Source organism: Pseudooceanicola aestuarii (assembly GCF_010614805.1).
GTDB classification, from domain to species: Bacteria; Pseudomonadota; Alphaproteobacteria; order Rhodobacterales; family Rhodobacteraceae; genus Pseudooceanicola; species Pseudooceanicola aestuarii.
In genome coordinates this window covers 1,171,212-1,195,285 of record NZ_JAAFZC010000001.1, presented here as the reverse complement: position 1 = coordinate 1,195,285, position 24,074 = coordinate 1,171,212, and the positions used below count along the sequence as shown (strand labels likewise).

At 63.8% G+C, this 24,074-nt stretch carries 24 protein-coding genes; 13 read left to right on the top strand and 11 right to left on the bottom strand.

Annotation, left to right across the window (positions count from 1 at the left end; translation table 11 throughout):
• Nucleotides 1–2 precede the first annotated feature (2 nt).
• The 4 genes from G5A46_RS05570 (at nucleotide 3) to G5A46_RS05555 (ending at nucleotide 4,708) form a co-directional block, all read left to right on the top strand.
• On the top strand, nucleotides 3–2,669 hold the full coding sequence (locus G5A46_RS05570) for a DEAD/DEAH box helicase (RefSeq protein WP_163848076.1): 2,667 nt from the start codon (nucleotides 3–5) through the stop codon (nucleotides 2,667–2,669).
• 154 nt (nucleotides 2,670–2,823) lie between these two features.
• The gene (locus tag G5A46_RS05565) at nucleotides 2,824–3,117 is read left to right on the top strand and encodes a type II toxin-antitoxin system HigB family toxin (protein ID WP_163848074.1); all 294 of its coding nucleotides are present in this window, start codon (nucleotides 2,824–2,826) and stop codon (nucleotides 3,115–3,117) included.
• Nucleotides 3,117–4,343, top strand: a complete 1,227-nt coding sequence (locus tag G5A46_RS05560) for an ImmA/IrrE family metallo-endopeptidase (RefSeq protein ID WP_163848072.1) — start codon at nucleotides 3,117–3,119, stop codon at nucleotides 4,341–4,343. Before G5A46_RS05565 ends, G5A46_RS05560 begins: the two co-directional genes overlap by 1 nt.
• A gap of 179 nt (nucleotides 4,344–4,522) precedes the next feature.
• Entirely contained in the window at nucleotides 4,523–4,708 is a 186-nt protein-coding gene (locus G5A46_RS05555) for a helix-turn-helix domain-containing protein (protein WP_163848070.1), read from the top strand.
• Between the two features lie 229 nt (nucleotides 4,709–4,937).
• On the opposite strand, the gene G5A46_RS05545 is transcribed toward G5A46_RS05555, so the two are convergent.
• Together G5A46_RS05545 and G5A46_RS05540 are read right to left on the bottom strand one after the other, a co-directional pair.
• Complete coding sequence (locus G5A46_RS05545; protein WP_163848066.1) at nucleotides 4,938–5,111, bottom strand: hypothetical protein; 174 nt, start codon at nucleotides 5,109–5,111, stop codon at nucleotides 4,938–4,940.
• A gap of 131 nt (nucleotides 5,112–5,242) precedes the next feature.
• Complete coding sequence (locus tag G5A46_RS05540) at nucleotides 5,243–6,676, bottom strand: DUF6538 domain-containing protein (protein WP_338050023.1); 1,434 nt, start codon at nucleotides 6,674–6,676, stop codon at nucleotides 5,243–5,245.
• Nucleotides 6,677–7,004: 328 nt separating this feature from the next.
• Here G5A46_RS05540 and G5A46_RS05535 point away from each other — a divergent pair, with 328 nt between their 5' ends.
• On the top strand, nucleotides 7,005–7,484 hold the full coding sequence (locus tag G5A46_RS05535) for an NYN domain-containing protein (RefSeq protein WP_163848063.1): 480 nt from the start codon (nucleotides 7,005–7,007) through the stop codon (nucleotides 7,482–7,484).
• An 82-nt stretch (nucleotides 7,485–7,566) separates the two neighbouring features.
• The gene (locus G5A46_RS05530; protein ID WP_163848061.1) at nucleotides 7,567–8,199 is read left to right on the top strand and encodes a glutathione S-transferase family protein; all 633 of its coding nucleotides are present in this window, start codon (nucleotides 7,567–7,569) and stop codon (nucleotides 8,197–8,199) included.
• On the opposite strand, the gene G5A46_RS05525 is transcribed toward G5A46_RS05530, so the two are convergent.
• Entirely contained in the window at nucleotides 8,196–9,437 is a 1,242-nt protein-coding gene (locus G5A46_RS05525) for a lytic murein transglycosylase (RefSeq protein WP_163848059.1), read from the bottom strand. The genes G5A46_RS05530 and G5A46_RS05525 overlap by 4 nt on opposite strands.
• A 180-nt stretch (nucleotides 9,438–9,617) precedes the next feature.
• On the opposite strand from G5A46_RS05525, the gene G5A46_RS05520 reads away from it, so the two are divergent.
• The 6 genes from G5A46_RS05520 to G5A46_RS05495 all read left to right on the top strand — a co-directional run bounded on the left by G5A46_RS05520 (nucleotide 9,618) and on the right by G5A46_RS05495 (nucleotide 13,505).
• Entirely contained in the window at nucleotides 9,618–10,232 is a 615-nt protein-coding gene (locus G5A46_RS05520; RefSeq protein ID WP_163848058.1) for a ribonuclease D, read from the top strand.
• Between the two features lie 37 nt (nucleotides 10,233–10,269).
• Complete coding sequence (locus tag G5A46_RS05515; RefSeq protein ID WP_163848055.1) at nucleotides 10,270–10,878, top strand: hypothetical protein; 609 nt, start codon at nucleotides 10,270–10,272, stop codon at nucleotides 10,876–10,878.
• A 4-nt stretch (nucleotides 10,879–10,882) separates the two neighbouring features.
• Nucleotides 10,883–11,374, top strand: coding sequence for a lipopolysaccharide transport periplasmic protein LptA (lptA, locus tag G5A46_RS05510; protein WP_163848054.1), 492 nt, complete (start codon nucleotides 10,883–10,885; stop codon nucleotides 11,372–11,374).
• A 4-nt stretch (nucleotides 11,375–11,378) separates the two neighbouring features.
• Nucleotides 11,379–12,137 (top strand): LPS export ABC transporter ATP-binding protein, encoded by a 759-nt coding sequence (gene lptB, locus G5A46_RS05505; protein WP_163848052.1) that lies wholly within the window; start codon nucleotides 11,379–11,381, stop codon nucleotides 12,135–12,137.
• 300 nt (nucleotides 12,138–12,437) lie between these two features.
• Nucleotides 12,438–13,007, top strand: coding sequence for a ribosome hibernation-promoting factor, HPF/YfiA family (hpf, locus tag G5A46_RS05500; protein ID WP_163848050.1), 570 nt, complete (start codon nucleotides 12,438–12,440; stop codon nucleotides 13,005–13,007).
• A 33-nt stretch (nucleotides 13,008–13,040) separates the two neighbouring features.
• Nucleotides 13,041–13,505: a PTS sugar transporter subunit IIA gene (locus G5A46_RS05495; RefSeq protein WP_163848048.1), complete on the top strand. Its 465-nt coding sequence runs from the start codon at nucleotides 13,041–13,043 to the stop codon at nucleotides 13,503–13,505.
• Nucleotides 13,506–13,572: 67 nt separating this feature from the next.
• Here the strand turns inward: G5A46_RS05495 and G5A46_RS05490 are convergent, their stop codons facing one another.
• From G5A46_RS05490 to cysQ, 8 genes are all read right to left on the bottom strand, one after another.
• Nucleotides 13,573–14,997, bottom strand: a complete 1,425-nt coding sequence (locus tag G5A46_RS05490; protein ID WP_163848046.1) for a sulfotransferase domain-containing protein — start codon at nucleotides 14,995–14,997, stop codon at nucleotides 13,573–13,575.
• Nucleotides 14,994–16,697, bottom strand: a complete 1,704-nt coding sequence (locus G5A46_RS05485) for a DUF5927 domain-containing protein (protein WP_163848044.1) — start codon at nucleotides 16,695–16,697, stop codon at nucleotides 14,994–14,996. Before G5A46_RS05485 ends, G5A46_RS05490 begins: the two co-directional genes overlap by 4 nt.
• Before the next feature lie 46 nt (nucleotides 16,698–16,743).
• Complete coding sequence (locus G5A46_RS05480) at nucleotides 16,744–17,754, bottom strand: glycosyltransferase family 2 protein (RefSeq protein ID WP_163848042.1); 1,011 nt, start codon at nucleotides 17,752–17,754, stop codon at nucleotides 16,744–16,746.
• A gap of 38 nt (nucleotides 17,755–17,792) precedes the next feature.
• Nucleotides 17,793–19,070 (bottom strand): glycosyltransferase family 4 protein, encoded by a 1,278-nt coding sequence (locus G5A46_RS05475; protein WP_163848040.1) that lies wholly within the window; start codon nucleotides 19,068–19,070, stop codon nucleotides 17,793–17,795.
• Entirely contained in the window at nucleotides 19,030–20,016 is a 987-nt protein-coding gene (gene galE, locus G5A46_RS05470; protein WP_163848039.1) for a UDP-glucose 4-epimerase GalE, read from the bottom strand. Before galE ends, G5A46_RS05475 begins: the two co-directional genes overlap by 41 nt.
• An 18-nt stretch (nucleotides 20,017–20,034) precedes the next feature.
• On the bottom strand, nucleotides 20,035–20,931 hold the full coding sequence (gene galU / locus G5A46_RS05465; RefSeq protein ID WP_163848037.1) for a UTP--glucose-1-phosphate uridylyltransferase GalU: 897 nt from the start codon (nucleotides 20,929–20,931) through the stop codon (nucleotides 20,035–20,037).
• 138 nt (nucleotides 20,932–21,069) lie between these two features.
• The gene (locus G5A46_RS05460; protein WP_163848035.1) at nucleotides 21,070–22,314 is read right to left on the bottom strand and encodes a glycosyltransferase family 2 protein; all 1,245 of its coding nucleotides are present in this window, start codon (nucleotides 22,312–22,314) and stop codon (nucleotides 21,070–21,072) included.
• A 3-nt stretch (nucleotides 22,315–22,317) separates the two neighbouring features.
• Nucleotides 22,318–23,115: a 3'(2'),5'-bisphosphate nucleotidase CysQ gene (gene cysQ / locus G5A46_RS05455; protein ID WP_163848033.1), complete on the bottom strand. Its 798-nt coding sequence runs from the start codon at nucleotides 23,113–23,115 to the stop codon at nucleotides 22,318–22,320.
• A gap of 134 nt (nucleotides 23,116–23,249) precedes the next feature.
• Here cysQ and G5A46_RS05450 point away from each other — a divergent pair, with 134 nt between their 5' ends.
• Complete coding sequence (locus G5A46_RS05450) at nucleotides 23,250–24,071, top strand: ABC transporter permease (protein ID WP_163848031.1); 822 nt, start codon at nucleotides 23,250–23,252, stop codon at nucleotides 24,069–24,071.
• The last annotated feature ends 3 nt before the right edge of the window (nucleotides 24,072–24,074 follow it).

Genomic DNA, 24,074 nt, shown 5'->3' with positions numbered 1-24,074 from the left:
CCATGCAGCTCAAGACCTACCAGAAGGCCACGCTGGACACCCTCGACGCCTTCTTCGCCCGCGCCCTCGCCACCGGCCCCGCTGAGGCCTTCCAGCACGCCGTGGACGAGCAGGAGAAGCTTGCCCGCCTCGAGAGTCGCATACCAGAGCCACGGACCTACAAGCCCCTCGAGGCGCTCCCTGATGTGCCTTACGTGCCGACCGGCGGCGGCAAGACCCTGCTGGCGGCCGAGACGATCCGCCTGGCCACCCGAAGCTATCCGCGCCGCACATGGCCCCTGACGCTTTGGTTCGTGCCCTCGGACGCGATCAAGTCCCAGACGGTGGATGCGCTGAAGGACCGGACCCATCCCTATCGTCGCAGGCTCGACGAGAATTTCGGCGGGCATGTCCGCGTCTTCGACATCACCGAGTTCGAGATGCTGCGCCCGCAGGATCTGGCGCGGTCGGCGTGCGTCGTCGTCTCCACGATCCAGGCCTTCCGGGTGGCGAACACTTCCGGCCGCAAGGTCTATTCTCACCACGAGGAGCTGGAACCGCATTTCTCCGGTGTGCCCACCGACGGGATGGAGGTCGTGTCGCCCGAGGAGGCGGCCGAGAACGACATGCTGACCGAGGGGGCGGTGAAGTTCTCCTTCGCCAACCTGCTCTACCATCAGCGGCCCCTGATGATCGTCGACGAGGCGCACAACGCCGTCTCGGGCCTGACGCGCGAGGTCCAGGCCCGGATCCGGCCGGCCGCCATCGTCGAGTTCACGGCGACCCCGCGCGGCCGCAACAACATCCTGCATTCCGTCACGGCGAGCGCCCTGAAGGACGAGGAGATGATCAAGCTCCCGATCCGGGTCCGGCCGCATGACGACTGGCGCGAGGCTGTGACGGGTGCCGTGGCGACGCGGAACATGCTCGAGGAAAAGGCGAAGCGGGACCGCAATCACATCCGGCCAGTGGTGCTCTACCAAGCGCAGGCGCGGAACGGGCATCCGACGGTCGCGGAGCTCAAGAAGTATCTCATCGAGGAGAAGCTGATCCCCGAGGACCGGATCAAGATCGCGACCGGGGAGCAGCGCGAGCTGGATGGGGTGAACCTGCGCGATCCTGCAGAGCAGACCCGCCACGTGATCACGGTGGACGCGCTGAAGGAGGGCTGGGATTGCCCCTCGGCCTACGTCCTGTGCGCCACCCAGAGGCTCCAGAGCCGGGGCGCCGTCGAGCAGCTCCTGGGGCGGGTCCTGCGCATGCCCTACGCGGCGCGCCGGAAGAACGCGGCCCTGAACTGCGCCTATGCCCATGTCTCGGAGCCCTCGTTCCGCGAGGCGGCGCAGGCGCTGACCGACAAGCTGATCGACATGGGATTCACAGACGAGGAGGTCCGGGAGTCCCTGAAGCCGCGCGGGGTGGAGCAGAATGACCAGGGAGATCTCTTCGATCCTGATCCCGTGCGCCCGAAGCCCGTCCTTCAGTTCACCGTGCCAGACAGCCAGGATGCTCGTGAGCGCTTGAATGGCTGGCAGGACGAGGGTGTCGACTACATCCAGCGCGATGACGGCACTTTGGTCGTCGGCGTGAAGGGCGAGGTGACCGACGAGATCGCCCAGGGCGTCCGCGAGATCACGCGGGAGGAAGATCATGCCCATTTCGATGCTCAGCTCGAAAAGCATCGGGCAACTGTCGAGGCCAGCCGCACGCTCGCCCAGAAGGGGCATGTCATCGAGATCCCCCAGCTTCTGGTGGAATTGGTGGGCGAGACCTTTCTCGCCGAGACCGATGCGATTATGGAGCGCGTCGACTGGTCCCTTGATCGACATCCGGCCCGCCTGACCGAACAGGAGCTGAGCTTCCACAAGTCCCAGGACGTCATCGAGATCGACCTCGAGGGTGAGAAGCTGGTCTACAGTCGCATGACAGAAGAGCAGCCGATCCTGTCCGGCCTGCATGCTCCTTCGGACGCGGACCTCGAAGCCTCTCTCGTGCAATGGCTGGAGCGCGAATGCCGGGTGCCCGATGTTCCGCAGGCGGAGATGCTGCCGTGGATGGCCGCCATCGTGGCAGACCTGGTCACGAACAGGGAAGTCAGCATCCGCACCCTGATCGACTGGCAGCACCAGATCGCGGCGCGGATCCGGTGGAAGATCCAGGTGATCCGCAATGAGGAAAAGACCCGAGCGCACCAGATGGCGCTGTTCGACGATCAGGCGAAACCGACCTGGTCCGACAGCAACGTGGTTCGGTTCGACGACACGATCTACCAGAACGTGCCCACGCAGACGATCGGAGCATTCCGGTTCAACCGGCACCTGCTCGGTGCCGATCGAGCCCCTCTCATCGATGGAGACCTCAACGGCGAGGAATTCCAGTGTGCCTGGAGCCTCGACAGCCTTGAGGAGGTCGATGTCTGGGTCCGGAACGTAGCGCGGCATCCGGACTCGTTCTCGCTGCCGCGGGTCGGTCGTCGGTTCTACCCGGACTTCGTGGCGAAGCTCCGAGATGGCCGCATCTTCGTCGTGGAATACAAAGGCGAGCACCTGATCGGTGCGCCCGAGGCGCGCGAGAAGGATGCGATCGGGCGGATCTGGGCCCGCACTACGGGGAATGTATTCCTCATGGTGCGGAAGGTGGCCCATGGCGTCGAGATGGCCGATCAGATGAGGAATGCCTTGACGAAGTAAGAGTAGCTTTACCGCGACCAGCGATCCCGAAGCGAGACTACGGATAGGATCTGATGCAAGAAGTATCCGCTCCCTATGTGGGAGCATATGCCTTGACAACGTCATGGGAGCAACATATCTTGACCTTGCTTGAGAACATGGCTAAAGCGCTCTCATGAGGATCATTTCTCGGCCTACACTGCGTGCTTTCGGAGAGCGTTTTCCGGATGCGAAGACTCAGCTCGATGCTTGGTGGGCGGAGGCGAAACGAGCGTCTTGGAGAACACCTTCGGACATCAAGGAGCTGTATCGGAATGCAAGCATTCTCAAGGGCGGACGAGTGGTCTTTAACATCTGCGGGAACAAATATCGACTGGTAGTCAAGTTTGACTACGAAATGGGGATTGGGCTGATCAGGTTTGTAGGAACCCACAAGGAATACGATCAGATAAATGCGGAGGATGTGTGATGATTGAGAATCGTATTCGACCAATTCACTCAGAGCACGATTATCGCTCTGCAATTTCTCGGGTTGAGGACCTCATGGAAAAGGAGCGCTCCGAAGCGGAGAATGATGAACTCGACGTCCTTGCGACACTTGTCGAGGTATATGAAGATCAGCATTTTCCAATGGATGCACCTGATCCAATAAGTGCAATTAGATTCCGCATGGAACAGATGGAGTTGAGCCAAAGCGACTTGTCGCCGATTCTTGGGAGCCGGGCGAAGGTATCCGAAATTTTAGGCGGGAAACGTAGCCTTACTCTCAAGATGATTCGTGCCCTGCACTCGCACTTAGGTATCCCGGCGGATGTTCTTATTCGGGGCGGCAGCAGCCTCCCGGAAGCCCCGGCTGGCATCGATCTCGATTCCTTCCCTTTTGCTGAAATGGCAAAGAAGGGTTGGATAAATAAAACTGCGGATTTCAAAGATCGCGCTGAAGAAATCGTGCAAGACTTGGTCGCTTGCGCCGGTGGTCAAGAGGCGCTTCCCAAGGCGCTTTTTCGGCAAGGTGGGGGCGCAAGAGCAAATGCCAAGACTGATGTAAATGCTCTGCAGGCATGGTGCCTTCATGTGCTCTGTGAAGCCCGCAACTCCGAACTGAAAGGAGTATACGATCCAGAGACGATGGATTTCGATTTCCTTCGTGAGCTGGCCCGCCTTAGTACTTTCGATCAAGGGCCAAAACTTGCTAAGGAAAGGCTTGCAAAACATGGTATTGCCTTGGTGGCTGTCGAACATCTACAGAAGACCTACCTTGACGGTGCAGCGCTCTGGACGATCGACAAGATTCCAGTTGTGGGCATGACGATCCGATACGATCGGCTCGACAATTTCTGGTTTTGCCTGCTCCATGAACTTGCTCACCTTTGGCTGCATTTTCCGGACGGGAGCGACGGGGTTTTCATCGATGATCTGCAGCTCCGAGAACGCCATCATGAAAAAGATGACGATCGAGAGCGGGAGGCCGATAACGTGGCGCAAGAAGCCTTGATACCATCTGATCTCTGGAACGAACATCCGGTGCGACAGCGACCCAGTGTGCAGAATGTCTTGTCCTTGGCCCGTCAAGCGGATGTGCATCCTGCAATTGTCGCCGGCCGCGTGCGACATGAGACAGGAAACTATAGGCTACTTTCGCAGTTTGTCGGTGCGAGAGAGGTACGCCCTCTACTGATAGAAGGAGCCGCATGAGAGCACGGCGAGGCGCCCAACAAGGCGACCCCGCCGCTAAGAAAACGTTAGGGCGTCAACGGCGCGACGCTCCGAACGTAGCCTCGGAACCCGAAGCACTCTCTTGGTAGCACTCGAGAGATAGACTGTTCGGGACTCCAGGGCAAATTATTTCCACAAGCGCCGAGGAGAACGCCACGATGGCGCAGAAGAAGAAACTGACACCCGAGCAGGTGTCTATCATCAAAGCCCGGCTCGCGCAGGGCGACTATCAGCACCGCATCGCGGCGGACTTCGACCTCAATCAAGGTCGGATCAGTGAGATTGCGACCGGTAAGCGCTTCCCGGATGTTCCGGCGTCTGTCTCGGAGACTGAACATGTCTGACAAACTCTTCAAGCCGGGGCAGAAGGCTCCCAAGTCTGGGCAGTATGAGATCACCGGCCCCCGCGGCGGGCGCTCCGGAATTGAGCGGACCGTTACGAAAGGAGAGCCTCTGCCGCCACCAGAAGGAAAGGGACAGAAGTATCGGCTGGTAGATCCGACCAAGCATCGACGCCGCTGATATCGCAAGGGACGCGGCCCACTGTGGGCCGCGTCGACAACAATACTTAACTCAGACCACTTCATCCAGGATGCGGGCAAGATCATTGCTCAGTCCTCGAGTTTCGGCGATAACCCGTTCGAGCGCGAGAACGATAGGCATATATTGTTTTCCATCCTCTCTCGCTTGTACAATGCGCACGATGACCTTGCGGGCAGCTTGGAGATCTTCGACAGTGGGGGGCACGACAACCTTCCATCTAAGTTAAGATGGAAAGGAAGTCGGATCGTTTCGCCAGGTGCAGAAATCATCGCAGTCGCCAGGTTCCGGAAATCAGCATCCGTTGTCAGATCGCCAGCCGACACCAGCGCCGGAAGCTATCGGAGACGATGGCCTTTTTCTTCGAGAAGCCTGTCCACTTCTTCCCAAAGGTCGGCGATCGGCCGCGGTGACCAGCCATCGCCGTCGTAAGCTACCATTTCCTGCAACAGAGCACGAAGCGGTAGGTCGAGTTCACTTCCGTATACCGGTCTGCCACGGACGCGACCTATCGAATGCCCCATGAGAAAGGCACGCTCCTCGTTCTTGATGCCGGCCGCCTTCATGCGATCTTCGAATGAGTGGCGTGTGCCGCTGATGACGTAGCGGCCATCTTCACCTTCAGGGAGCGGAGGGAACAGACCGTTCTCTCGAAGGAACTTGTTCACTGGCCCAGAGAACTTCGCTTTCCCCCGATGCCCGGGAAATCCTGTCGGATTTCGGCGCATTGCCGCCAACGCCGGCCCTTGGAGGACGAGAACCCGCGTTGACGCCTTGCTCTTTAACTCACGCCGATCTGGCCCATCCAGAACGACGCGAAATCTGATGTGGGGAATCGGGTGGTCCAGATGAATATCGGATTCGGGCACATCGTATATTTCCGATGCACGGCAGCCACCGGTCGCCGCGATGATTGCGATGTCTGACGACTCCTGTTCCAATCCTTCGAGGATGCGGTCGTTGATCAGGCGGTTCCTCACCCATGTCTCAGGAAGCGGAAGCTTCTTCCGCTCATCATCTGCGTATATCAGCTTCCCCACGCCCAGTCCCTTGAAGACGTTATTGCGCCTACTCTTCGGCATTCGAATATCATCATAATGTGCGTCAATCATCTGACGAACATATCTGATTTGTTTATTGGCATAGTTTGTGGTCACTCCACCCGGTTCAGCGAGCTTCTTCCAGTGGGCCTCATAGTCGGTCGCATCTTGCTCCGAGATCGTGAGTATCGTCCGTTCACCGATCTGAGCGATGAAATCTCGCGCAGCGCGCTTGAAATTCCCGCACCACTCACGACGCTGACGTGCGTTCTTGGCGCGAATGTCATTCGCCTTCAGGATGGGCATGCGCTGAGCCATCTCGTGGAGGGTCATATCGGGGAGTTCGATGGCTCCGAGTGCCGCCGGGACTGCCGGGGACAGAGGATCCACATTGGCAATGGCCTCGATCCGGGACAGGAGGTCGTTGACAGGCCCTGTAATCAGTTCATCCATTGGGCTGAAGGTCATCCCCCAGGCCTTCAGTAGGTCGACCGAGGCATCGAATGTTGCTCGTGTATCCGCGGCCCGACCTGCGCGGCGTGCCCTCCACTCGTTGAAGAGAGCAAGCCTGACGTTGGCACAGCGTGCTTCGGCCACGACGAGGTCTCTCGTCTTCAGAGACCTGTTGATCTCTCGGAGGGGTTCGACGTCTGCAAACTCATTCGGAACCCGCATGCGGAGGTAGTAGGTCTTGCCACGCAACTCGACATGGCGTGCGGTGTCTGACGGCATAAGAGTTGCCCCACATTATGCCCCACACGGGAGCGGTTCTCGGAAACCCCACCCGCAGCCGGGTGGAGCAATTTCTCCCGAGAAACTGGGAACTTCCGTCAGCCGAGGGAAAAATTGCTTTCTCCCTCGGGTCTGCATCTCCTGGGCACCAAAGTCCCCACCCTGGAATACTTTGGAATTGTTGGATCTTTCGCCATTCAGATCCTCTGCGACGGCCCTCCGGGCCATGTTGGCACGTCCTGTTTTCCCATATTTCCACGAACCGATCGCCCGCGTCTGCGGCGAGGGTTCGCTTCCCTCCGCCCCGACTCTGACGTAGCTTGGCGTCATGTTGGATCTGGTCGCTCTCCTGGTGTTGGCGCTGCCCCTGCTGGCGCTGGCCTTGCGGCGCTGGCGTCGGGGCCGGCGCGCCTATGTCGTGGTGGACGGGTCCAACGTGATGCACTGGAAAACCGGCGCCCCCGATCCGGCCTGCCTGCGCGAGGTGATCACCCACCTGGCCGCGCAGAACCTGGTGGTCACGGTGATCTTTGACGCCAACGTCGGCTACAAGCTGCGCGGAACCTACATGGACGATGCCGCCCTGGCGCGAGTGCTGCGACTGCCGGCCGCCCATGTGCAGGTGGCGCCGCGAGGCACTCCGGCGGACCCGATGATCCTGGCGGCGGCCCGGCGATTGCGCGCCCGCGTGGTCAGCGACGACAGGTTCCGCGACTGGGCGGAGGATTACCCCGAAGTCACACGGCCCGGCCTGTTGTGGCGCGGCGGCTTTCGGCGCGGAAGACTGTGGCTGGACCCCGCGCACTGACCGGGCCGCCCCCGACCCGCACGCCCTGTCTTGTGGCACGCGCGCCCCGCGTCTATCCATGGGCGCAGGGTAAGGAGGAACCATGAAACTATACGATTTTTCCCATGCGCCGAATTGTCGGCGGGTGAGGGTCTTTGCCGCCGAAAAGGGTCTGGACCTGGAATGCGTCCCCGTCGACATGACCAAGCGGGAGCAGATGTCGGACGATTACGCCCGCATCAACGACCGCATGTTGCTGCCTATGCTGGAACTGGAAGACGGCACGCGCCTGCATGAATCGGGGGCGATCTGCCGCTACCTTGAGGAGATGCACCCCGAGCCGCCCCTGTTCGGAACCGACCCGCTGGAGCGTGCGCGGGTCGAGGCCTGGAACCGCCGGGTGGAGCTGGAGGGGCTGACGGCCGCCGCCGAGGTGCTGCGCAATGCGTCCCGTCACTTTGCCGACCGTGCCCTGCCCGGCCCGCGCAACTACGCCCAGATCCCGGAGTTGGCGGAACGCGGGCGCCAGCGGCTGGACGTGTTCTACGACGCGCTTGACCGGCAATTGGGAGAGACCCCCTACCTGGCCGGAGACCGGTTCAGCATCGCCGATATCCTGGCGCTGGTGGTGGTCGATTTCGCCGCATCCGCCGGACGGCACCCGGCGCCCGAAGGCGCGGCCAACCTGGGGCGCTGGCATGCCGACGTCTCGGCCCGGCCATCGGCCAAGGCCTAGCGCGCCAGCGCCGCCGTCAGCGCGGAGGCGGGAAAACAGGTGGCAGGGCGGTTCGCGCCCTCCTGCCAGCGCCCGATGGAACGCCGGGTCTTGAACCCCGGCAAGCCATCCACCCCTCCCACGTCATGCCCCCGCGCCACCAACCCGCGCTGCATCCCCGCGATGTCGGCGCGCGACATCGTGTCGATCCCTTGCCAGGCACTGGTGAAATCGCCGCTGCCAAACTGGATCCGGTCCCCCACATGACCGACGAACAGGGCGTAAAGGTCGCTCATGTTGTATTCCTTCAGCACGTAGAAATTCGGCGTCACCAGGAAGGCCGGGCCCAGCCGCCCTGCCGGCAGCATCAGGGATGCCTGGCCGCGCAGCTCATGGGCCGGGAACGGGCGCCCCGAGACGCGGGTGATGCCCATCGCGGCCCAATCGGACAGCGGACGGCGCTGGTCCGGCCCCTCCAGCGTGCAGGACAGCGCGTCGGGCAACCGCACCTCGAACCCCCAGTCGCGCCCGGCCAGCCAGCCGTGTTCGGCCAGGTAGCGCCCGATGGAGGCCAGCGTATCCGCCTGCGACTGCCAGATATCCGCGCGCCCGTCGCCATCGCCGTCGGCGGCGTAGCGCAGGAAATTCGACGGCATGAATTGCGGCTGCCCCATTGCCCCGGCCCAGCTGCTTTTCATCGCGCCAGGCGGGGCATGACCGGCCTGGGCGATGCGCAGCGCGGCGATCAGTTCGTCGGTGAAATAATCGGCGCGGGTGCTCATGAACCCCTTGGTGCCCAGCACACGAAAGGCATTGTGCGGGATGGGGGCGCGGCCATAGCTGCTTTCCCGGCCCCAGATCGCCAGGATGATGCGGCCGGGCACGCCTGTGGCGCGTTCGATCGCGGCCAGAGTGGCGGCGTGACGGCGGGCCTCGTCCCGGCCGATGGCGGTGGCACCGCGCACCGCGCTGCTGACGAAATAGCGGCCCGGCGCGCCGAATTCGGCCTGGCGCTGGCGCTGCGGGACCTTGGCCGTCGATCCCGGCGGCACCAGATCGGGCAAGTCCCAATCCAGTGTCACCCCCCGAAACGCGGTGTCAAAGGTCGCGCGGGCAACCCCTTCGGCACGGGCGCGGGGCCACACCCGTGCCTCCAGCCAGCCGCGAAACTGGCGTTCGACCGACGCGCGGTCCTGCGCGGCCAGGGCGCCGGGCAGCAGCAGGCAGATCGTCAGAAACAGGACACGCGACACGGACATGGCAAACCTCGGGGCAGGGAAACGCGCCTTGATCCTAGCCGTCCCGCCCGGCCCTGTCGTGGTCCATTCCCGACGCAGGCAACAGGCCGCCGCCATCGCCACAGGAGCGGAGCCATTTGCATCATGGCCGCGCGCGGACTACATCCCCAGAAGCCGAAGCCCACATGCCGGAACACGCCCGTGACCAACCATCTTTACCAGAACGACCTGCCCGAAGGGCTGGACCTTGGCCCCGTGGTCGCGATTGATTGCGAAACCATGGGCCTGAACCCGCATCGCGACCGGCTGTGTCTGGTGCAGATGTCCGGCGGCGACGGCCATTCCCATATCGTGCAGATCGCACGCGGCCAGACCGAGGCGCCGAACCTGGCGCGGATGCTGGAAGACCCCCGGGTGCTGAAGCTCTTTCACTACGGCCGGTTCGACATTGCCGCGATGTTCAACACCTTCGGGGCGTTGGCGGCCCCGGTGTATTGCACCAAGATCGCCTCGCGACTGATCCGCACCTATACCGACCGGCATGGGCTGAAGAACCTGTTGCAGGACCTGCTGGGTGTCGACATCTCCAAGCAGCAGCAATCCAGCGATTGGGGTGCCGAAACGCTGACAGAGGCCCAGCTGTCCTATGCCGCCTCCGACGTGCTGCACCTGCACCGGCTGCGCGAACAGCTGGACATCCGACTGGCCCGCGAAGGTCGGACAAAGATGGCACAGGCCTGTTTCGATTTCCTGCCCACGCGGGCGCAGCTGGATCTGGCGGGCTGGCCGGAGACGGACATCTTCGCGCATTCGTGACCGCAAGGGGCAAGGGGCAAGGGGGCAAGGGCGCAACATGGCACTAAGTGACCGATCCTACACACGGTTCGTGAACTGGGCAAAGATCCTGTTCCTGGTGGCCTCGCTGTCGATCCTGTCCACCGTCTTCCTGACCTCGCGCGGGCGCGATACGTCCAACCATCTGCCCTACACCACCTTTGACCTGCGCGAATCCGCCCGGACCGAACGCGCGACCCGGCCCAGCTTTGCCGGGGTGACGGATTCGGACGACCGCATTGCCTTTACCGCCGAAACCGCCCTGCCGGTGGGCGATGGCCAGATGCTGGCCGACGTGGTGGATGCACGGATCGACCTGGCCTCCGGCGGGACCATCGCCTTTACCGCCGCGAATGGCACCGTGGCCTCCTCTGCCGACCGGGCAGAGCTGGAGGGCGACGTGATCATCACCTCCTCCGCCGGGTATGTCGTGCGGACAGAGCGGCTGATCTCCTCGATGAAGCGAGTGGAGGCGACGGCGCCGGGCGCGATTTCGGGGGAGGGGCCGCCCGGCACCTTCACCGCCGGCGCCATGCACCTGACATCGGATCCCGAAACCGGGGCGGCCGAATTCGTGTTCACCAAGGGGGTCAAGCTGCTATACGATCCCGGAACTGCCGAGGACTGACCCGATGCTGCTGCGTTTCCTGATCCTGACCCTGCTTGCGCTGGCACCTGTGATGGCCTCTGCCCCGGCCATGGCACAGGGCGCCAACATCGCCTTTGGACAGGCCCGCGAGGACCGCGACGCCCCCGTGGAGGTCGAGGCGGAGAACCTGTCCGTCGATCAGAACGACGGCACCGCGATCTTCACCGGCAACGTGATCATCGTGCAGGGGGAGATGCGGATGACCGCGCCGCGCGTGCGCATCGTCTATGACGAGGACGGCGCCCGGGTGGAGGAAATGCGCGCCACCGGCGGCGTCACCCTGGTCTCCGGCCCCGACGCGGCCGAGGCCGACAGCGCCGACTACAACATCGACCGGGGCGATATCCTGATGCGCGGCAACGTGTTGCTGGCCCAGGGGCAGAACACCTTTGCCTCCGACCGGATGGCGGTGAACCTGGATGCCGGCACCGCGCAATTGCAGGGCCGGGTGCGCACCGTCCTGCAATCGGAGTGATCCCATGACCGCCCCCGACCTGAACCTGCGGCAGGGCACGCCCGGGCTGCGGATCGAAAGCCTGCGCAAATCCTATCGCAAGCGCGTGGTGATCCGCGATGTCTCGATGGAGCTGAACCGCGGCGAGGTCGTTGCCCTGCTGGGCCCCAACGGGTCGGGCAAGACGACGACGTTCTACGCCGTCGCCGGGCTGGTGATCCCCGAGGGCGGGCATGTCTTCATCGACGGGCGCGACGCCACCGGCCTGCCGATGTATCGCCGCGCGCGGCTGGGCATCGGCTATCTGCCGCAGGAGATGTCGATCTTTCGCGGAATGAACGTCGAGGACAACATCGCCGCGATTCTCGACATCACCCATTCCGACCGGTTCAAGCGCCGCGAGCGGCTGGAGGAACTGCTGTCCGAATTCTCCATCGAACATTTGCGCCGCGCCCCCGCGCTGGCGCTGTCGGGCGGGGAACGGCGAAGGGTTGAAATCGCGCGTTGCCTGGCGGCCGATCCGAAATACCTGCTGCTGGATGAACCCTTTGCCGGGGTCGATCCGATCTCCGTCGCCGATATCCGCCACCTGGTCGCGGATCTGAAAAAACGCGGTATCGGCGTGCTGATCACCGATCACAATGTGCGTGAAACACTGGAAATCGTCGACCGCGCCTACATCTTGCATGATGGCAAGGTACTGATGTCCGGCACGCCCGACGACGTGGTCAGCAATGACAATGTGCGGCGCGTCTATCTGGGCGACAGCTTCAGCATCCGGTGACCCGCCCGCCGGGCCGATGCAGGCGGGTGTCGGCCGGCTGTCCAGGCATCCGGGCGACAAGCTGCCAGTGTCAGGATTTGGAAAGGCTGATATGCGGAATCCGTTGACAGATCACCGGGATATCCCGTCAAATGATCCCATGGCAGTACACGGTCAGTCCTCTTTCCCCGCTCGGATTTCTTGCAATGATCTGACGTGGATCAAGGACACCGCCCTGCCGATCCACAGCATTCGGACGTAACCCTCTCCGGCGGAATCCCCCGCCGGATCGCGCCCGGATTGTCACGTGAAGGAGACGGAATGCGCTATCAAATCACAGGCAAGCAGATCGACGTCGGCGAGGCCCTGCAGACTCACGTCAAGCAGGGGCTGGGCGAGGTTGTGGACAAATATGCCGAACGCCCGACCGACGCCACGATCGTGTTTTCAAGGAGCGGACATGAATATGTCTGCGAAGCGGTGGTCCATCTCAGCACTGGCTTGAATGCTCAGGCCAAGGCACATGCCACTGAAATCTATGCCTCTTTCGAAGCGTGCAGCACAAAGATGGAAAAACAGCTGCGCCGTTACAAGCGGCGGCTGAAGGACCACCACAAAACGCGCGCGGAACCGGTTGAAAATGTCGCCGCCTCCTCGTATATCCTCGCGTCTGACGAACATGGCGAGGAAGCGGATACAGATACGCTCCAGCCCATCATCGTCGCCGAGATGGAAGCCAGGATACCGTCGCTGTCGGTCGGTGAGGCCGTCATGCAAATGGAATTGGCAGGCGCACCCGTGTTGGTCTTCAGAAACGAGGGTAAGGACAGTCTGAACGTTGTATATCGCCGCGACGACGGCAATATCGGGTGGATCGACCCACGCAACTGACCGGACCATCCGAGACGAGCGAGCAGAGGCATCATGAAACTGGGAGACATCCTGACCCCTTCCGCCGTGAAGGTACTGACCGCTGCATCCAGCAAGAAGCGCTTGCTGCATGAGGTCGGTGAACTTGCGCACCAGGCCCTCAGCCTGGAGCAGGGCGCCGTGGTGGAAGCGTTGATGGAGCGCGAGGCGCTTGGCCCGACCGGAGTGGGGGAGGGCGTCGCCCTGCCCCATGCCAGGCTGGACGGGCTGCAAAGCGTTCAGGGCGTATTCATCCTGCTGGAACAGCCGGTGAATTTCGATTCCGTCGACCGTCAGCCGGTGGATCTGGTCTTTGCCCTCTTTGCGCCGGAACAGGCGGGGGTGGAGCATCTGAAGGCGCTTGCCTCCGTCTCCCGCACCCTGCGGGACGAGAACCTGCGCAAGAAGCTGCGCGCGAACCGCGATATCGCGGCGTTGCACGCGCTGCTGACCACCGAACAGAAGATGAAGGCGGCCTGACAGGCCGTCCTCACGGGGCCGCGCCACGGGATGGCGGGCCCCTGCCCCGCAGGCGTGACCGCAGCGGTCAACGCCAGGGACCGAACCCGAACATCATGTAATCGCGCTGATAGACCTCGGCCGCCCTTGCCTCCACCTCCGCATCGTAGATGCGGGCCAGGGCATGGGGCGTGTCTTCGGGTGCCATCTCCGGCTCTGCCGGGTCGGGAACGCCCAGCTGCTGCGCCAGCGCGGGCAGCCAGGCGGTCATCTCATCCTCCCGCAGGATCAGGTCAGGCAGGGCAAAGCTGCCGAATCCCTCCAGCGCGGAGGCCTGGGTGGCCCAGTTGGCATCGATGCGCACCGCGGTCTGCCCGGCCAGGTTGGCCTTGAGAAAATCAAGAAACGCCAGGAAAGCCGTCCGGTGCTGGGCCAGCGTATATTCCGGGGTGCCGCCCCCCTCCCCCGGGATCGGCAATTTGAACCGTTTGCGCAGGACGCGTCGGATTTCGCCAAAGCTGCCCTTGTCCCGGCTGAGAATACGGCGGCAGAACACGTGATGCGCCCGCGCCACCGGATGACGCAGGATGGTAAAGCTGCGGTGCCCGACGTTCTGGCGTTTCCATTGGCGCAGGGTCTTCTGGTTGAACTTCGCCGGCAGATCGCCGGGTGCCACATCGTCCAGCCCCGCCAGCCAGCGCCGCACCTCCGCCTCCGGCCCGCCCCGCAGCGGCAGGTACATCAGCGGCGTCCGCGCGCCCGCGACGTAGGACGGCACCTGCGCCCCGCGGCGCGGTTCGAAATTCGGCGTGCGGTTCAGGTTGAACCGGTCCAGCCGGGCCAGCGCCTGCTCCATCTCCGGGAAATTGGCCACCTTGTCGGCCAGAGCCTGCGGGTTCTGCGGCTTCAGGCTGCGATCCAGCTCTGTCAGACGCTGCTCCGCCCCAAGAAAGGCGCCCAGCCCGTTGATCACCGCAACGTCCTGTAGATCCTCGTAGGCCAGGTAGAACGCCGTCTGCCCGGTGGTCTGCAACGCATTCAGCACCGTGATCTGGAACGCCTGAAGCGCGCTCATCTGCGCCTCGAACTCCGCCGGATCGAAGGTCACGGTGGTTTCCTTGCGCCGCCGGACATCGGTCAGTTTCCACTGCCCGGTCTGCTGCGCAATCTTCCACGACACGTAGCTTTCGGCCGGATTGCGGGTCAACACGATCTTCGCGCAGCGCGGATCGGGCAGGGCGATATCCAGCACGCGGGGATCGTGGTCGTGAAAGAACCGGAACCCCGCCAGCCCCGGCGCGGCCTTCACCGCGTCGATCAACTGCGCCGGATCGGCATCTCGGGTCTCCTGCGATATGCCAAGGCAATCGTCGCGGTTGGGATAGCCGATGAAATGCGGGTTGAAGGCCTCTCCCAGGCAGGACAGGTGATCAAAGGCGTTCAGGTTGGTTTCCAGGAAATTGGACCCTGTGCGCATCTCGGCAAAGACGATGAAATAGTCGAACCGGCTCATTTCTGTACCAGATATGGTTTGCGTGTCTTGCCGGGCCGCGCCCCGCCGGCCGGGTCGTCCAGGGCGGGGAAATCCCCCATCAGGTAGGGATGCATCCCCTGGTTCTTCAGCGTTTGCAGGAACTGGCCAAAGCCCGACAGGTCGGCCATCTTCGGCGCCTCCGTCAGACGGCGGGCGCTGCGGGTCTCCATCTCGTCGACGGCAGTCTGCAACGGCTCCATCGGGCTTTCAACGAATTCCGCCATGGTCCAGATGCGGAACCGGGCCTTGGCATGAGGGGAGCGCAGGGCCTCCAGAAATTCCGATTCGACCTTTTGCAGGCGCGCCGCCTCCGCCCGGATTTCACCGAAATTCAGGTTTGACCGGAACAACGGCACCGCCCAGGCCCCCGAGATCACGGCGACCTGCGCATTGCTGTCAGCGGTCAACAGCGGCACGATGCCCTGGTTGTCGGCGGGACCATATTGAAAGCACTGACGTTCGCCCCGGGTGTTCCAGATCATGTTGGTCAGGTAGGCGCCCGGATTGGCGTCACGGATCGCGGCACGGGCCGACAGCGCGCCATTGATCACCGGCTGCCGCCCGGCGAATTCCGCATCCCCCGGCCCGAAGACATGGCCATGCACCCGCACCCCGCTGGTCCGCGCCAGCCACATCTCGAAATCTTCGAACAGCTCTGCAAATCCTTGGAATACGGTATATTTCGATGATGTCAGCCCATTCTCCCACCCGCCGTGGGGGAACCGGCTTTGCATGTAGAGGCCCGGCCGCCCGCGTGTCCGACGCTCAACCGCCTTGGAGAATATGCGGTCGATCTTGCCGGGATTCGGCTCTGTCCGCTTGCCGCCCTCCGCATCGGTCAGGAAGACGCGGTAGAGGCGATTGGCCTGGGGCCAGATCTTGCGCGCGACAAAGCAATCGGACCGGCGCAGCAATTGCAGGTGATCGTCATAGAAAATATGCGGTTTGCCCTGAAAATCGAACTTCGACAGGGTCAGCGAGCGGCTCTCGATATCTGTGGAATAGCGCCGGGCCAGCGTCTGGAAATAGCTTTCGTCCGGAATCCAGACCCGGCGGAAATAGCGGTCATGCAGCCTGCGGTCCGGGTCTTCAAGGATGGCGGACAGCGTGCGCCGGGTCAGGCACCACCACTGGCTGCCCATATGCGGCACCAGCCCCTTGGGGATGCGGCGCCGGAACCCCAGGCGCCGTTGCAGTGCGACATAGCGGTCGAACAGCCGCCGCTGCCGTTTCCATGAAAACGGAAAGCGCAGGGTGAACCGCTCCGCATCCAGCCCGCCGACGGTCCAGGGGACATCGGCGGTGGTCGCGCTTTCGATGAAATCGGTCTGCGGGCGGGCGGCCAGGTAGTCCTGCAACTCCCGCACCGGGCGCAGCGGCAGGCAGGAGCCGGAGGCCAGATAGACGTGCCGCACCTCGGGAAAATCGTGCAGCATCTTTTCCGATGCGCCCTGCGTGGCCTGCACGATCCCCCAGGTGCCCCAGTCACAGCGGAACCGGGGGGAAAACCGGATCTCGGTTTCGTCCGACAGCTCCTTGCGAAAGGCGCGGTAGGCGCGGGCGCTGACCTTTGCGTCGCAATGGATCACCACCGGGCAGCCCGCCGCCGTCCAGTGCCGCGCCACCTGCGCGGCCCGGCCCAGCGCGGTGTGCACCAGCATGACGATCCCGACACTCATCCCTGCCCCCTGCCGGCCACGAGGCGGGACGCGGAGGGTAGTGCGCTCATGCCCAATTCCCCTTGGACATCAGGCCCAGAATCTCCAACTGGCGCCAATTGATGTATTTTTCCGACCATTTGCACCACAGGTCCGGGTTGTCCTTCAGATGCGCCGCATAGGCGGTATATTCCTTGGAGGCGGCATAATGCTGACGGCGGGTCAGTTCTTCTTCGGCCTTGGCGGTGAAGGTGTCCAGAAACTTGGCATGGAGCAAGACGCCGCTGGCTTTTTCTCCGCCCCATTCGTCATAAACCTGGTTCAATCCACGCGGCAACAGCATGTGGGTGGAGGAGACATAGGCATAGCTGCGGTCCCATTTCACCAGCGGGATCTTGTTCAGCGCCGGGGCCTTTTCCGGGGTATCGGCAAAGAACACCCGTGTGCGCGGCCCGCCCTGGATCCACAGGTTGCCATAGGTCGGATTGCGCCGGATCGTGTAATTGCCGGCGTCGAACCAGCTGGCGATCTCCATCGGGTTCTGCCCGGCACGATAGGGCTGCGCGTCGATCCGGCCCTTGGGATACATGTCCAGCAGCATGGCCGAGAACGACTTGATCGAGGACGCGTCCAGCCAATCGGTCAGCGCCGGCAGGGGACGCGTGTCGCAGAACGGGTAGATCAGGAATTCGTCCGGATCGACGACGAGCGTCCAATGCCCATGGGCATGGCGCATCTGCAACGCGGTCAGCCAATCCATCCCGAACCGCGCCCGCTTGTAACTGCCGCGCGTGGTCCAGACCGAACAATCCTGCTGCCCCGCCAGATAATCGCCCGACCCGTCGTCACTATCATTATCGACGAAAAAGAAGTGAGAGACGCCCAGGTCGCGGTAATATTGCAGGAAATAGGGCAGGCGGATCAGTTCGTTCCGCACGGTGGAAAACAGCAGGATATCGCGCCGCCGGATGGTGCGGGTACGGTCCGCCAGGTTGCGCAGCTGGTGCTGTTTGCGACGCGCGCGAACCAGCCAACGCTTGCGCCGCAGCCGCAGCCGGTATGTGTTCACAGCGCCCAATTCCGCCCCTTTGCCCCGTCATCCGTGCCCGACCGGGATCAGATCACCGCCAGCACGGTATCGAAATGGTCGCCCCAGCCCGGAAGCGCGCGGGACTGGCCCACAGGTCCGGGCCCCGTCCCGGCCACATGATCCCGCGTCATGTTCATTATCTGTTTCGCCCAAGCATAGATATCGTTCCGGGGCAGGTAAACGGGAAACTCCCCCAACACCTCGCGCAGGGCGGGCAGGTCGTGACACAGCACCGGAACCCCGGCCAGCGCCGCCTCTGCCGGGGGCAGGCCGAAACCTTCGGCCAGGCTGGGAAACAGCTGCGCCGTGGCGTGGCGGTGCAGGGTGACGATCTGACCATCGCTCAGTCCCGGGCATTCCAGAACGGCATGTCCCGCCAGCGGATGGGCCTGCAACCGATCCAGAAGCGCGGTATTGCGCCAGCCGCGCGCGCCGCAGATCAGCAGGCGGGGCACCTGTCCGGGCGGCAGCTTGTCGGCCATCTCCTCCCAGGTGTCCAGAAGATGGGCGTGGTTCTTGCGCGGCTCTATCGTGCCGATGACGGTGAAATAGGGGTGGCCGTCGCGCAGCGCATTGGCCAGCCAGTCGGGCAACGGCTCGGGCGCGGCGGCGGTGACACCCAGCAGGGCGGGCACGATCGGCGGTTGCGGCACGGCGGGGTTGAAATGGCGGGTGATGCCGGCGGCGGTGGTGCGGGAATTGGCGATCACCAGATCGGCTTGCCGCTGCACCAGATCCAGGAAGGCGCGAAAGCGCGGCACGCTTTCCGGACGCTGCCAGTCCGGGTGGTCCAGCGGGATCGTGTCATGCACCAGAACGGCGATGCGCAGGCGCGGCACCCGGCGCAGCGCGGTGCAGATCCGGGCGGTCAGGTTGGTGTGGCCGGTATTCAGATAGGTGGTGCCGGGCGGCAGGATGCGGCGAAGAACCTCCCCCAGGCCGCGCCGGGGCGCACGCGCCCGCGCCAGCCGATAGGCATCCGCCTGCCCCCGGCGCTGGTCGGCATCCAGCCGCCGCGCCAGCCGCATCAACGGCGGGGCCGCGCCCCAGGGCACCGCGCCCGTCACCCGGTCGCGCAACGCCGCCATCCCGGCCCGGTCCAGCACGGCGTGGCCCCAGAAACAGCGTACCAGCCCATAGACAGGATCGTCGCGGCGCAGCAATTCCGACAGGTAGGCCAGTTCGACCCGGTCCACCCCGGTCAGCCCGCGCCCGGCGCGGCTGACCAGCCGGGTCAGGTCCAGCAGCCGGGCGGCGGGACGCTCAGCCCTCGTAATGTCCGCTTTGGTGCCACCGCCAGGCATCGGCAATCATCTCCTGCAAGGTCGAGCGGCCGGGCGACCACCCCAGTTCCACCCGCGCGCGGGTGGAGCCGGAGACCAGCCGGGTGCAATCGCCCGCCCGGCGCGGTCCTTCTTCCCACGGGACGGGGCGGTTTGTCACCACGCCGGAGGCATCCATGACCTCGCGCACCGAAAACCCGGTGCCGGTACCAAGGTTGAACACCCGCGTGCCGCGCCCGTCCAACAGCCAGCGCAGGCCCAGCACATGGGCATCCACCAGGTCGCAGACATGCACGTAATCGCGGATGCAAGTGCCGTCGGGCGTGTCGTAATCGGTGCCGAAGATGGTCAGCTCCGGGCGCTTGCCGTCGATTGCCTCAAGGATGATGGGCACCAGATGCGTCTCGGGACGGTGGAATTCACCTACCTCCCCCTCGGGATCAGCCCCGGCGACGTTGAAATAGCGGAAGATCACCGATTGCATCCCGGCGGAATGGCCGAAATTCTCCAGGATTTCCTCGATCGCGCGCTTGGAGGAGCCATAGGCGTTGATCGGCAATTGCGCGCTGTCCTCGTCCAGCAGGACGTTGTCCTGTTCACCATAGGTCGCGCAGGTGGAGGAGAAGACGAAGTTCAGGCACCCCGCCTCTGCTGCCGCCTCGATCAGGTTGAGCGAGCCAAGCACGTTGTTCCGCCAGTAGCGACCCGGCTCGGACATGCTCTCTCCGACCTGGCTGAGGGCGGCGAAATGCATCACGGCGACGGGGGAATATTTGGCAAAGACCTCCGCCAGTCGCGACTTCTCCAGCAGGTCGCCCTGTTCGAACGGGCCGAATTTCACCGCGTCCTTCCAGCCGGTGACCAGATTGTCGAAAGTGACGGGCACGAACCCCGCCGCGCGCAGCGCCTTGCAGGCATGAGAGCCGATGTAGCCCGCGCCGCCTGTTACCAGAACATGTGCATTCATGCGTGGGATCCGCGCGCTCTATTCGGCCGCGGCCCGGCTGCCGCCCACGATATCCTGAAGGTATTCCATCAGCTCCCCGCGCAGATCGTCGCGCGACAGGCCAAAGGACACGGTGGCCTGAAGGAACCCGGCCTTGGAGCCGCAATCGAAGCGCTGCCCGTTGAACCGGTAACCCAGCACGTCGCGCCCGGCGTTGATTTCCTCGGCGATGGCGTCGGTCAACTGGACTTCGCCGCCCTTGCCCTTCTTCATCTGGTCGAGGTTCTTCATGATCTGCGGTGTCAGCAGGTAGCGGCCGATGACCGCCAGGTTCGACGGCGCCTCGCCCGGTGCGGGCTTCTCCACCATACCACCGACAGAGACGACATTGCCCTTCGTCTCCTTCACGTCCAGCACGCCATAGGCATGAGCCTTGTCCTCCGGCACTTCCATGGCGGCGACCATGTTGGTGGGATTGTCCTCGAAAGCTTCGACCATCTGTTGCAGGCAGGGCTTGTCGGCGGCGATCACGTCATCGGGCAGGATCACGGCGAAAGGTTCGTTGCCCACCAGACGCCGCGCGCACCAGACTGCGTGGCCCAGGCCCAGCGCCTTGTGCTGGCGGATATAGGCGATCGCGCCACTGTCCATGTTGGTGGTCTTGAGAATGTCCAGCAGGTCATCCTTCCCCTTCTTGCGAAGTTCGGATTCCAGCTGCGGGGAATGGTCGAAATAATCCTCCAGCGCGCCTTTCCCGCGAGAGGTGACGAAGATGAATTCCTTGATCCCGGCGGCGCGCGCCTCGTCGATGGCGTATTGGATCAGGGGGCGGTCCACCAGAGTCATGATTTCCTTGGGAACCGATTTCGTCGCCGGCAGGAATCGTGTGCCCAGGCCCGCAACGGGGAAAATTGCCTTTGTAATGCGTTTCTTCACTGGTCGACCTCATAATTCATTGTGCGGATACCGGTTGATGCACGGATCCCAAGGCTAACATGCCCTTGGTTAATGATACATGTTCACCCTTGGTGAATTGAGGCGGAACCGCGGTATCATCGTGGAACTGCCAACGTCTCAGGCATCTTCGCGGTTCCACCTCTGGCGGGTGATCCGGGCCAGTTCCCGGCGCTGGCGCGCGGCCGGGGTCCAGAGTCGCAGCAGCCGGTCGCTCCGGTCACTGCGCCCCCACAGCCCCCCCGCCTGCCGCCACAGGCCGGTTTCGGCCTCCATCGAGACCTTGTGAAACAGGGCGCTCAGGCTGAAATCCAGCAGGGTGACGGGCCGGCCTTGCCGGGCCAGGGCGCGGGCCTGCGCCCGGATGGCATGGCGGCGGAACGGTTTGGTGCGCAGCACCACGGGCGCGCCGCGCAGGCGGGGCGGAACCGGACGGAACCAGCCCGGCGGGTGCGGAATGGGCGGCAAGGTGTCGCCGGGACGCATCAGCCCCTGTGCCAGCCCGTGATCCAGCCGCCGCAACAGGCGCCGCACCCCGGCAGGGTCCAGCCGACCGGTCACCATGTGCTCCAGCAGCCAGCGGCGACGTTCAGCGCGGAATCGGGCGCGGGCCCCGTCGCGGCTGTCCTGCGGGCAATGGCGCAGCAGGAAGGCCGACAGGCTTGCCCCGATCTCATAAAGGTCACGCGGCGTGCGATCAGCCCGGCGCAGGGCACTGGCGGCATAGCCGTGATGCACCTCGGCCAGGGGCACCACCGCGGTAACGGCCCCGGCACGGGCCAGCCGCATGTTCACATCCGCCTCGTCCAGGTAGAAGGCGAAGGCCGGATCGAACCCGCCGATCCGCGCCAGTTCACTGCGCCGGAATGCCATGTTGGTGCCCACCGTCTTGATCCCCCGCCCCGGCGCACCGGTCAGCAGGGTGGTGCGCTGCGGATCGACCTCCAGCGGCACGGTGTCGCCCGTGGGGGTGATCGCAGCGGCGCGGGATTGAAAGGTGATGCCGTTGCGCCCCCGGACAAAGCCGGTGGCGGCGGCCACGCGATCCTGCGCGAAGGGGCGCGCCAAGTGGGTCAGCCAGGCGGTTTCCGGCACCGCGTCATCGTCGATGAAGGCGACGATTTCGCCCGCTGCCACCGCCACGCCCCGGTTGCGCGCCACGGATATGTTGGCGCGGTCGAATTCCACCAGCTTGGCCTCCGTCGCGAGGGCAGAGCGGCGTACCACCTCGGCGCCCTGCGGGCAGGCGACCACCACGACTTCGAACAGGTCATAAGCCAGGCGCGACAGGCCGGTCAGGCAACGGGCCAGCTCGGCCGGGCGGTGACGGCTGACGACAATGACGCTGACCGGCAGGGGGGCCATCGTTCAGGGCGCCTTCAGGTCGACCCCGGGGGCAAGGGCGATGAAGAACGGATTCTCGTAGCCGTCCTTGCCGTAGGTCAGGGGGCCATGGTCGTCGAACCGCACCACCTGTCCGCCCGCGCCGCGCAGCACGGCATCACCGGCGGCGGTGTCCCATTCCATGGTGCGACCCAGACGGGGATAGAGATCGGCCTCCCCCGTGGCGACAAGGCAGAATTTCAGCGACGACCCGGCAGAGCGGCTGTCGGCCACGGCATATTTTCCGATATAGGCATCCGTCGCCGCATCCCGGTGCGACTTGGAGGCCACGACCGCCAGTGCGGCGTTGTCCGGCGTGCCGACGCGGATGGGTTTCAGATCGCCCGGCGCGGACGGGTCCAGCGCGCCGGTTTCCTCGACGCTGGTGCCATCGGCAAGGGTATAGAACATCCGGCCACGTGCCGGGGCATAGACGACGCCACGGACCGGCACGCCGTCCTCCACCAGCGCGATGTTGACGGTGAAATCGCCGCGCCGCTTGATGAATTCCTTGGTTCCGTCCAGCGGATCGACGATCAGGAAGGTCGCCGCCCCACCAGCGTGGGAGGCCGCCTGTTCCTCGGTCACCAGGTAGACATCCGCGAAGGCGTCGCGCAACCCGGCCGAGATCAGCGCATCCGCCGCCTCGTCCGCGGCGGTGACCGGGCTGTCGTCCGACTTGGCCTTCACCTCCAAATCGTCGCTTTCGTAGATCTCCATGATCCGTGCCCCCGCTTCGATCGCAAGCCGGCGCATTTCGGCCACAAGGTGTTGGTAATCCACTGCCTGATCCTTTGTCCCTTTTGCGCGCCCGGCCGCCGCGATTGATGGGCGGGGGCGCATCGCATATCATCGCCCATAGGGGCACCATCCGGTTTCGACAAGAAAAACACCCCCGGGCAGGCAAAGGCAACGAGATGTTTGAACAACGCAAGCCGCAGAACACCCTGGGCTCCGCCGTCGCGATGCTGGAGCTGATCTACCATTCCACCGCCCATGCGATCCGCAAGACCCACAACAACGCCATCCTGTCGATCCTGAACAACCTGATCCGGATGATCGTGATGATGGGCGTGTTCTACGCCATGTTCGCCATCCTGGGCCTGCGCGGCAATGCGATCCGGGGCGATTTCCTGCTGTTCGTGCTGTCGGGCGTGTTCCTTTACATGACCCATGTGCGCACCGTCGGCGCCGTCGCCGGGGCCGAAGGACCGGCCGCCCCGATGATGAAACATGCGCCGATGAACACCGTGATCGCGATCCTGTCGGCGGCGCTCTCGGCGCTTTATGTGCAGGTGCTGACGCTGGCGGTGATCCTGTTCGTCTACCACGTCGCCTTTGTCCCCGTGGAAATCGAAGACCCGATCAGCGCCTTTGGCTGCGTGCTGATCGCCTGGTTCACCGGGATCGGGGTCGGCATGATCTCCATGGCGTTGAAACCCTGGTTCCCCGAAGCGACGGCGATCCTGACGCAGCTGTACACGCGGGCCAACATGATCGCCTCGGGCAAGATGTTCGTGGCCAACATGCTGCCAGGCTACATGCTGCGGATGTTCGACTGGAACCCGTTGTTCCATGCCATCGACCAGGCGCGGGGCTACACGTTCATCAACTATTTCCCGCGCTATTCGAACTGGCATTACCCGGTGCTGGTGGGTCTGGCGCTGCTGATGATCGGCTTCATGGCGGAATTCTACACGCGCAAGCATGTCTCCCTGTCCTGGGGCGCGCGGCGCTAGGAA

Excerpts from the sequence above, each read along its gene's own strand:
- G5A46_RS05570 (WP_163848076.1), top strand. The coding sequence starts at position 3 with ATGCAGCTCAAGACCTACCAGAAGGCCACGCTGGACACCCTCGACGCC.
- G5A46_RS05565 (WP_163848074.1), top strand. The coding sequence starts at position 2,824 with ATGAGGATCATTTCTCGGCCTACACTGCGTGCTTTCGGAGAGCGTTTT.
- G5A46_RS05560 (WP_163848072.1), top strand. The coding sequence starts at position 3,117 with ATGATTGAGAATCGTATTCGACCAATTCACTCAGAGCACGATTATCGC.
- G5A46_RS05555 (WP_163848070.1), top strand. The coding sequence starts at position 4,523 with ATGGCGCAGAAGAAGAAACTGACACCCGAGCAGGTGTCTATCATCAAA.
- G5A46_RS05540 (WP_338050023.1), bottom strand. The coding sequence starts at position 6,676 with ATGCCGTCAGACACCGCACGCCATGTCGAGTTGCGTGGCAAGACCTAC.
- G5A46_RS05535 (WP_163848063.1), top strand. The coding sequence starts at position 7,005 with ATGTTGGATCTGGTCGCTCTCCTGGTGTTGGCGCTGCCCCTGCTGGCG.
- G5A46_RS05530 (WP_163848061.1), top strand. The coding sequence starts at position 7,567 with ATGAAACTATACGATTTTTCCCATGCGCCGAATTGTCGGCGGGTGAGG.
- G5A46_RS05525 (WP_163848059.1), bottom strand. The coding sequence starts at position 9,437 with ATGTCCGTGTCGCGTGTCCTGTTTCTGACGATCTGCCTGCTGCTGCCC.
- G5A46_RS05515 (WP_163848055.1), top strand. The coding sequence starts at position 10,270 with ATGGCACTAAGTGACCGATCCTACACACGGTTCGTGAACTGGGCAAAG.
- lptA (WP_163848054.1), top strand. The coding sequence starts at position 10,883 with ATGCTGCTGCGTTTCCTGATCCTGACCCTGCTTGCGCTGGCACCTGTG.
- lptB (WP_163848052.1), top strand. The coding sequence starts at position 11,379 with ATGACCGCCCCCGACCTGAACCTGCGGCAGGGCACGCCCGGGCTGCGG.
- hpf (WP_163848050.1), top strand. The coding sequence starts at position 12,438 with ATGCGCTATCAAATCACAGGCAAGCAGATCGACGTCGGCGAGGCCCTG.
- G5A46_RS05495 (WP_163848048.1), top strand. The coding sequence starts at position 13,041 with ATGAAACTGGGAGACATCCTGACCCCTTCCGCCGTGAAGGTACTGACC.
- G5A46_RS05490 (WP_163848046.1), bottom strand. The coding sequence starts at position 14,997 with ATGAGCCGGTTCGACTATTTCATCGTCTTTGCCGAGATGCGCACAGGG.
- G5A46_RS05485 (WP_163848044.1), bottom strand. The coding sequence starts at position 16,697 with ATGAGTGTCGGGATCGTCATGCTGGTGCACACCGCGCTGGGCCGGGCC.
- G5A46_RS05475 (WP_163848040.1), bottom strand. The coding sequence starts at position 19,070 with ATGCCTGGCGGTGGCACCAAAGCGGACATTACGAGGGCTGAGCGTCCC.
- galE (WP_163848039.1), bottom strand. The coding sequence starts at position 20,016 with ATGAATGCACATGTTCTGGTAACAGGCGGCGCGGGCTACATCGGCTCT.
- G5A46_RS05460 (WP_163848035.1), bottom strand. The coding sequence starts at position 22,314 with ATGGCCCCCCTGCCGGTCAGCGTCATTGTCGTCAGCCGTCACCGCCCG.
- G5A46_RS05450 (WP_163848031.1), top strand. The coding sequence starts at position 23,250 with ATGTTTGAACAACGCAAGCCGCAGAACACCCTGGGCTCCGCCGTCGCG.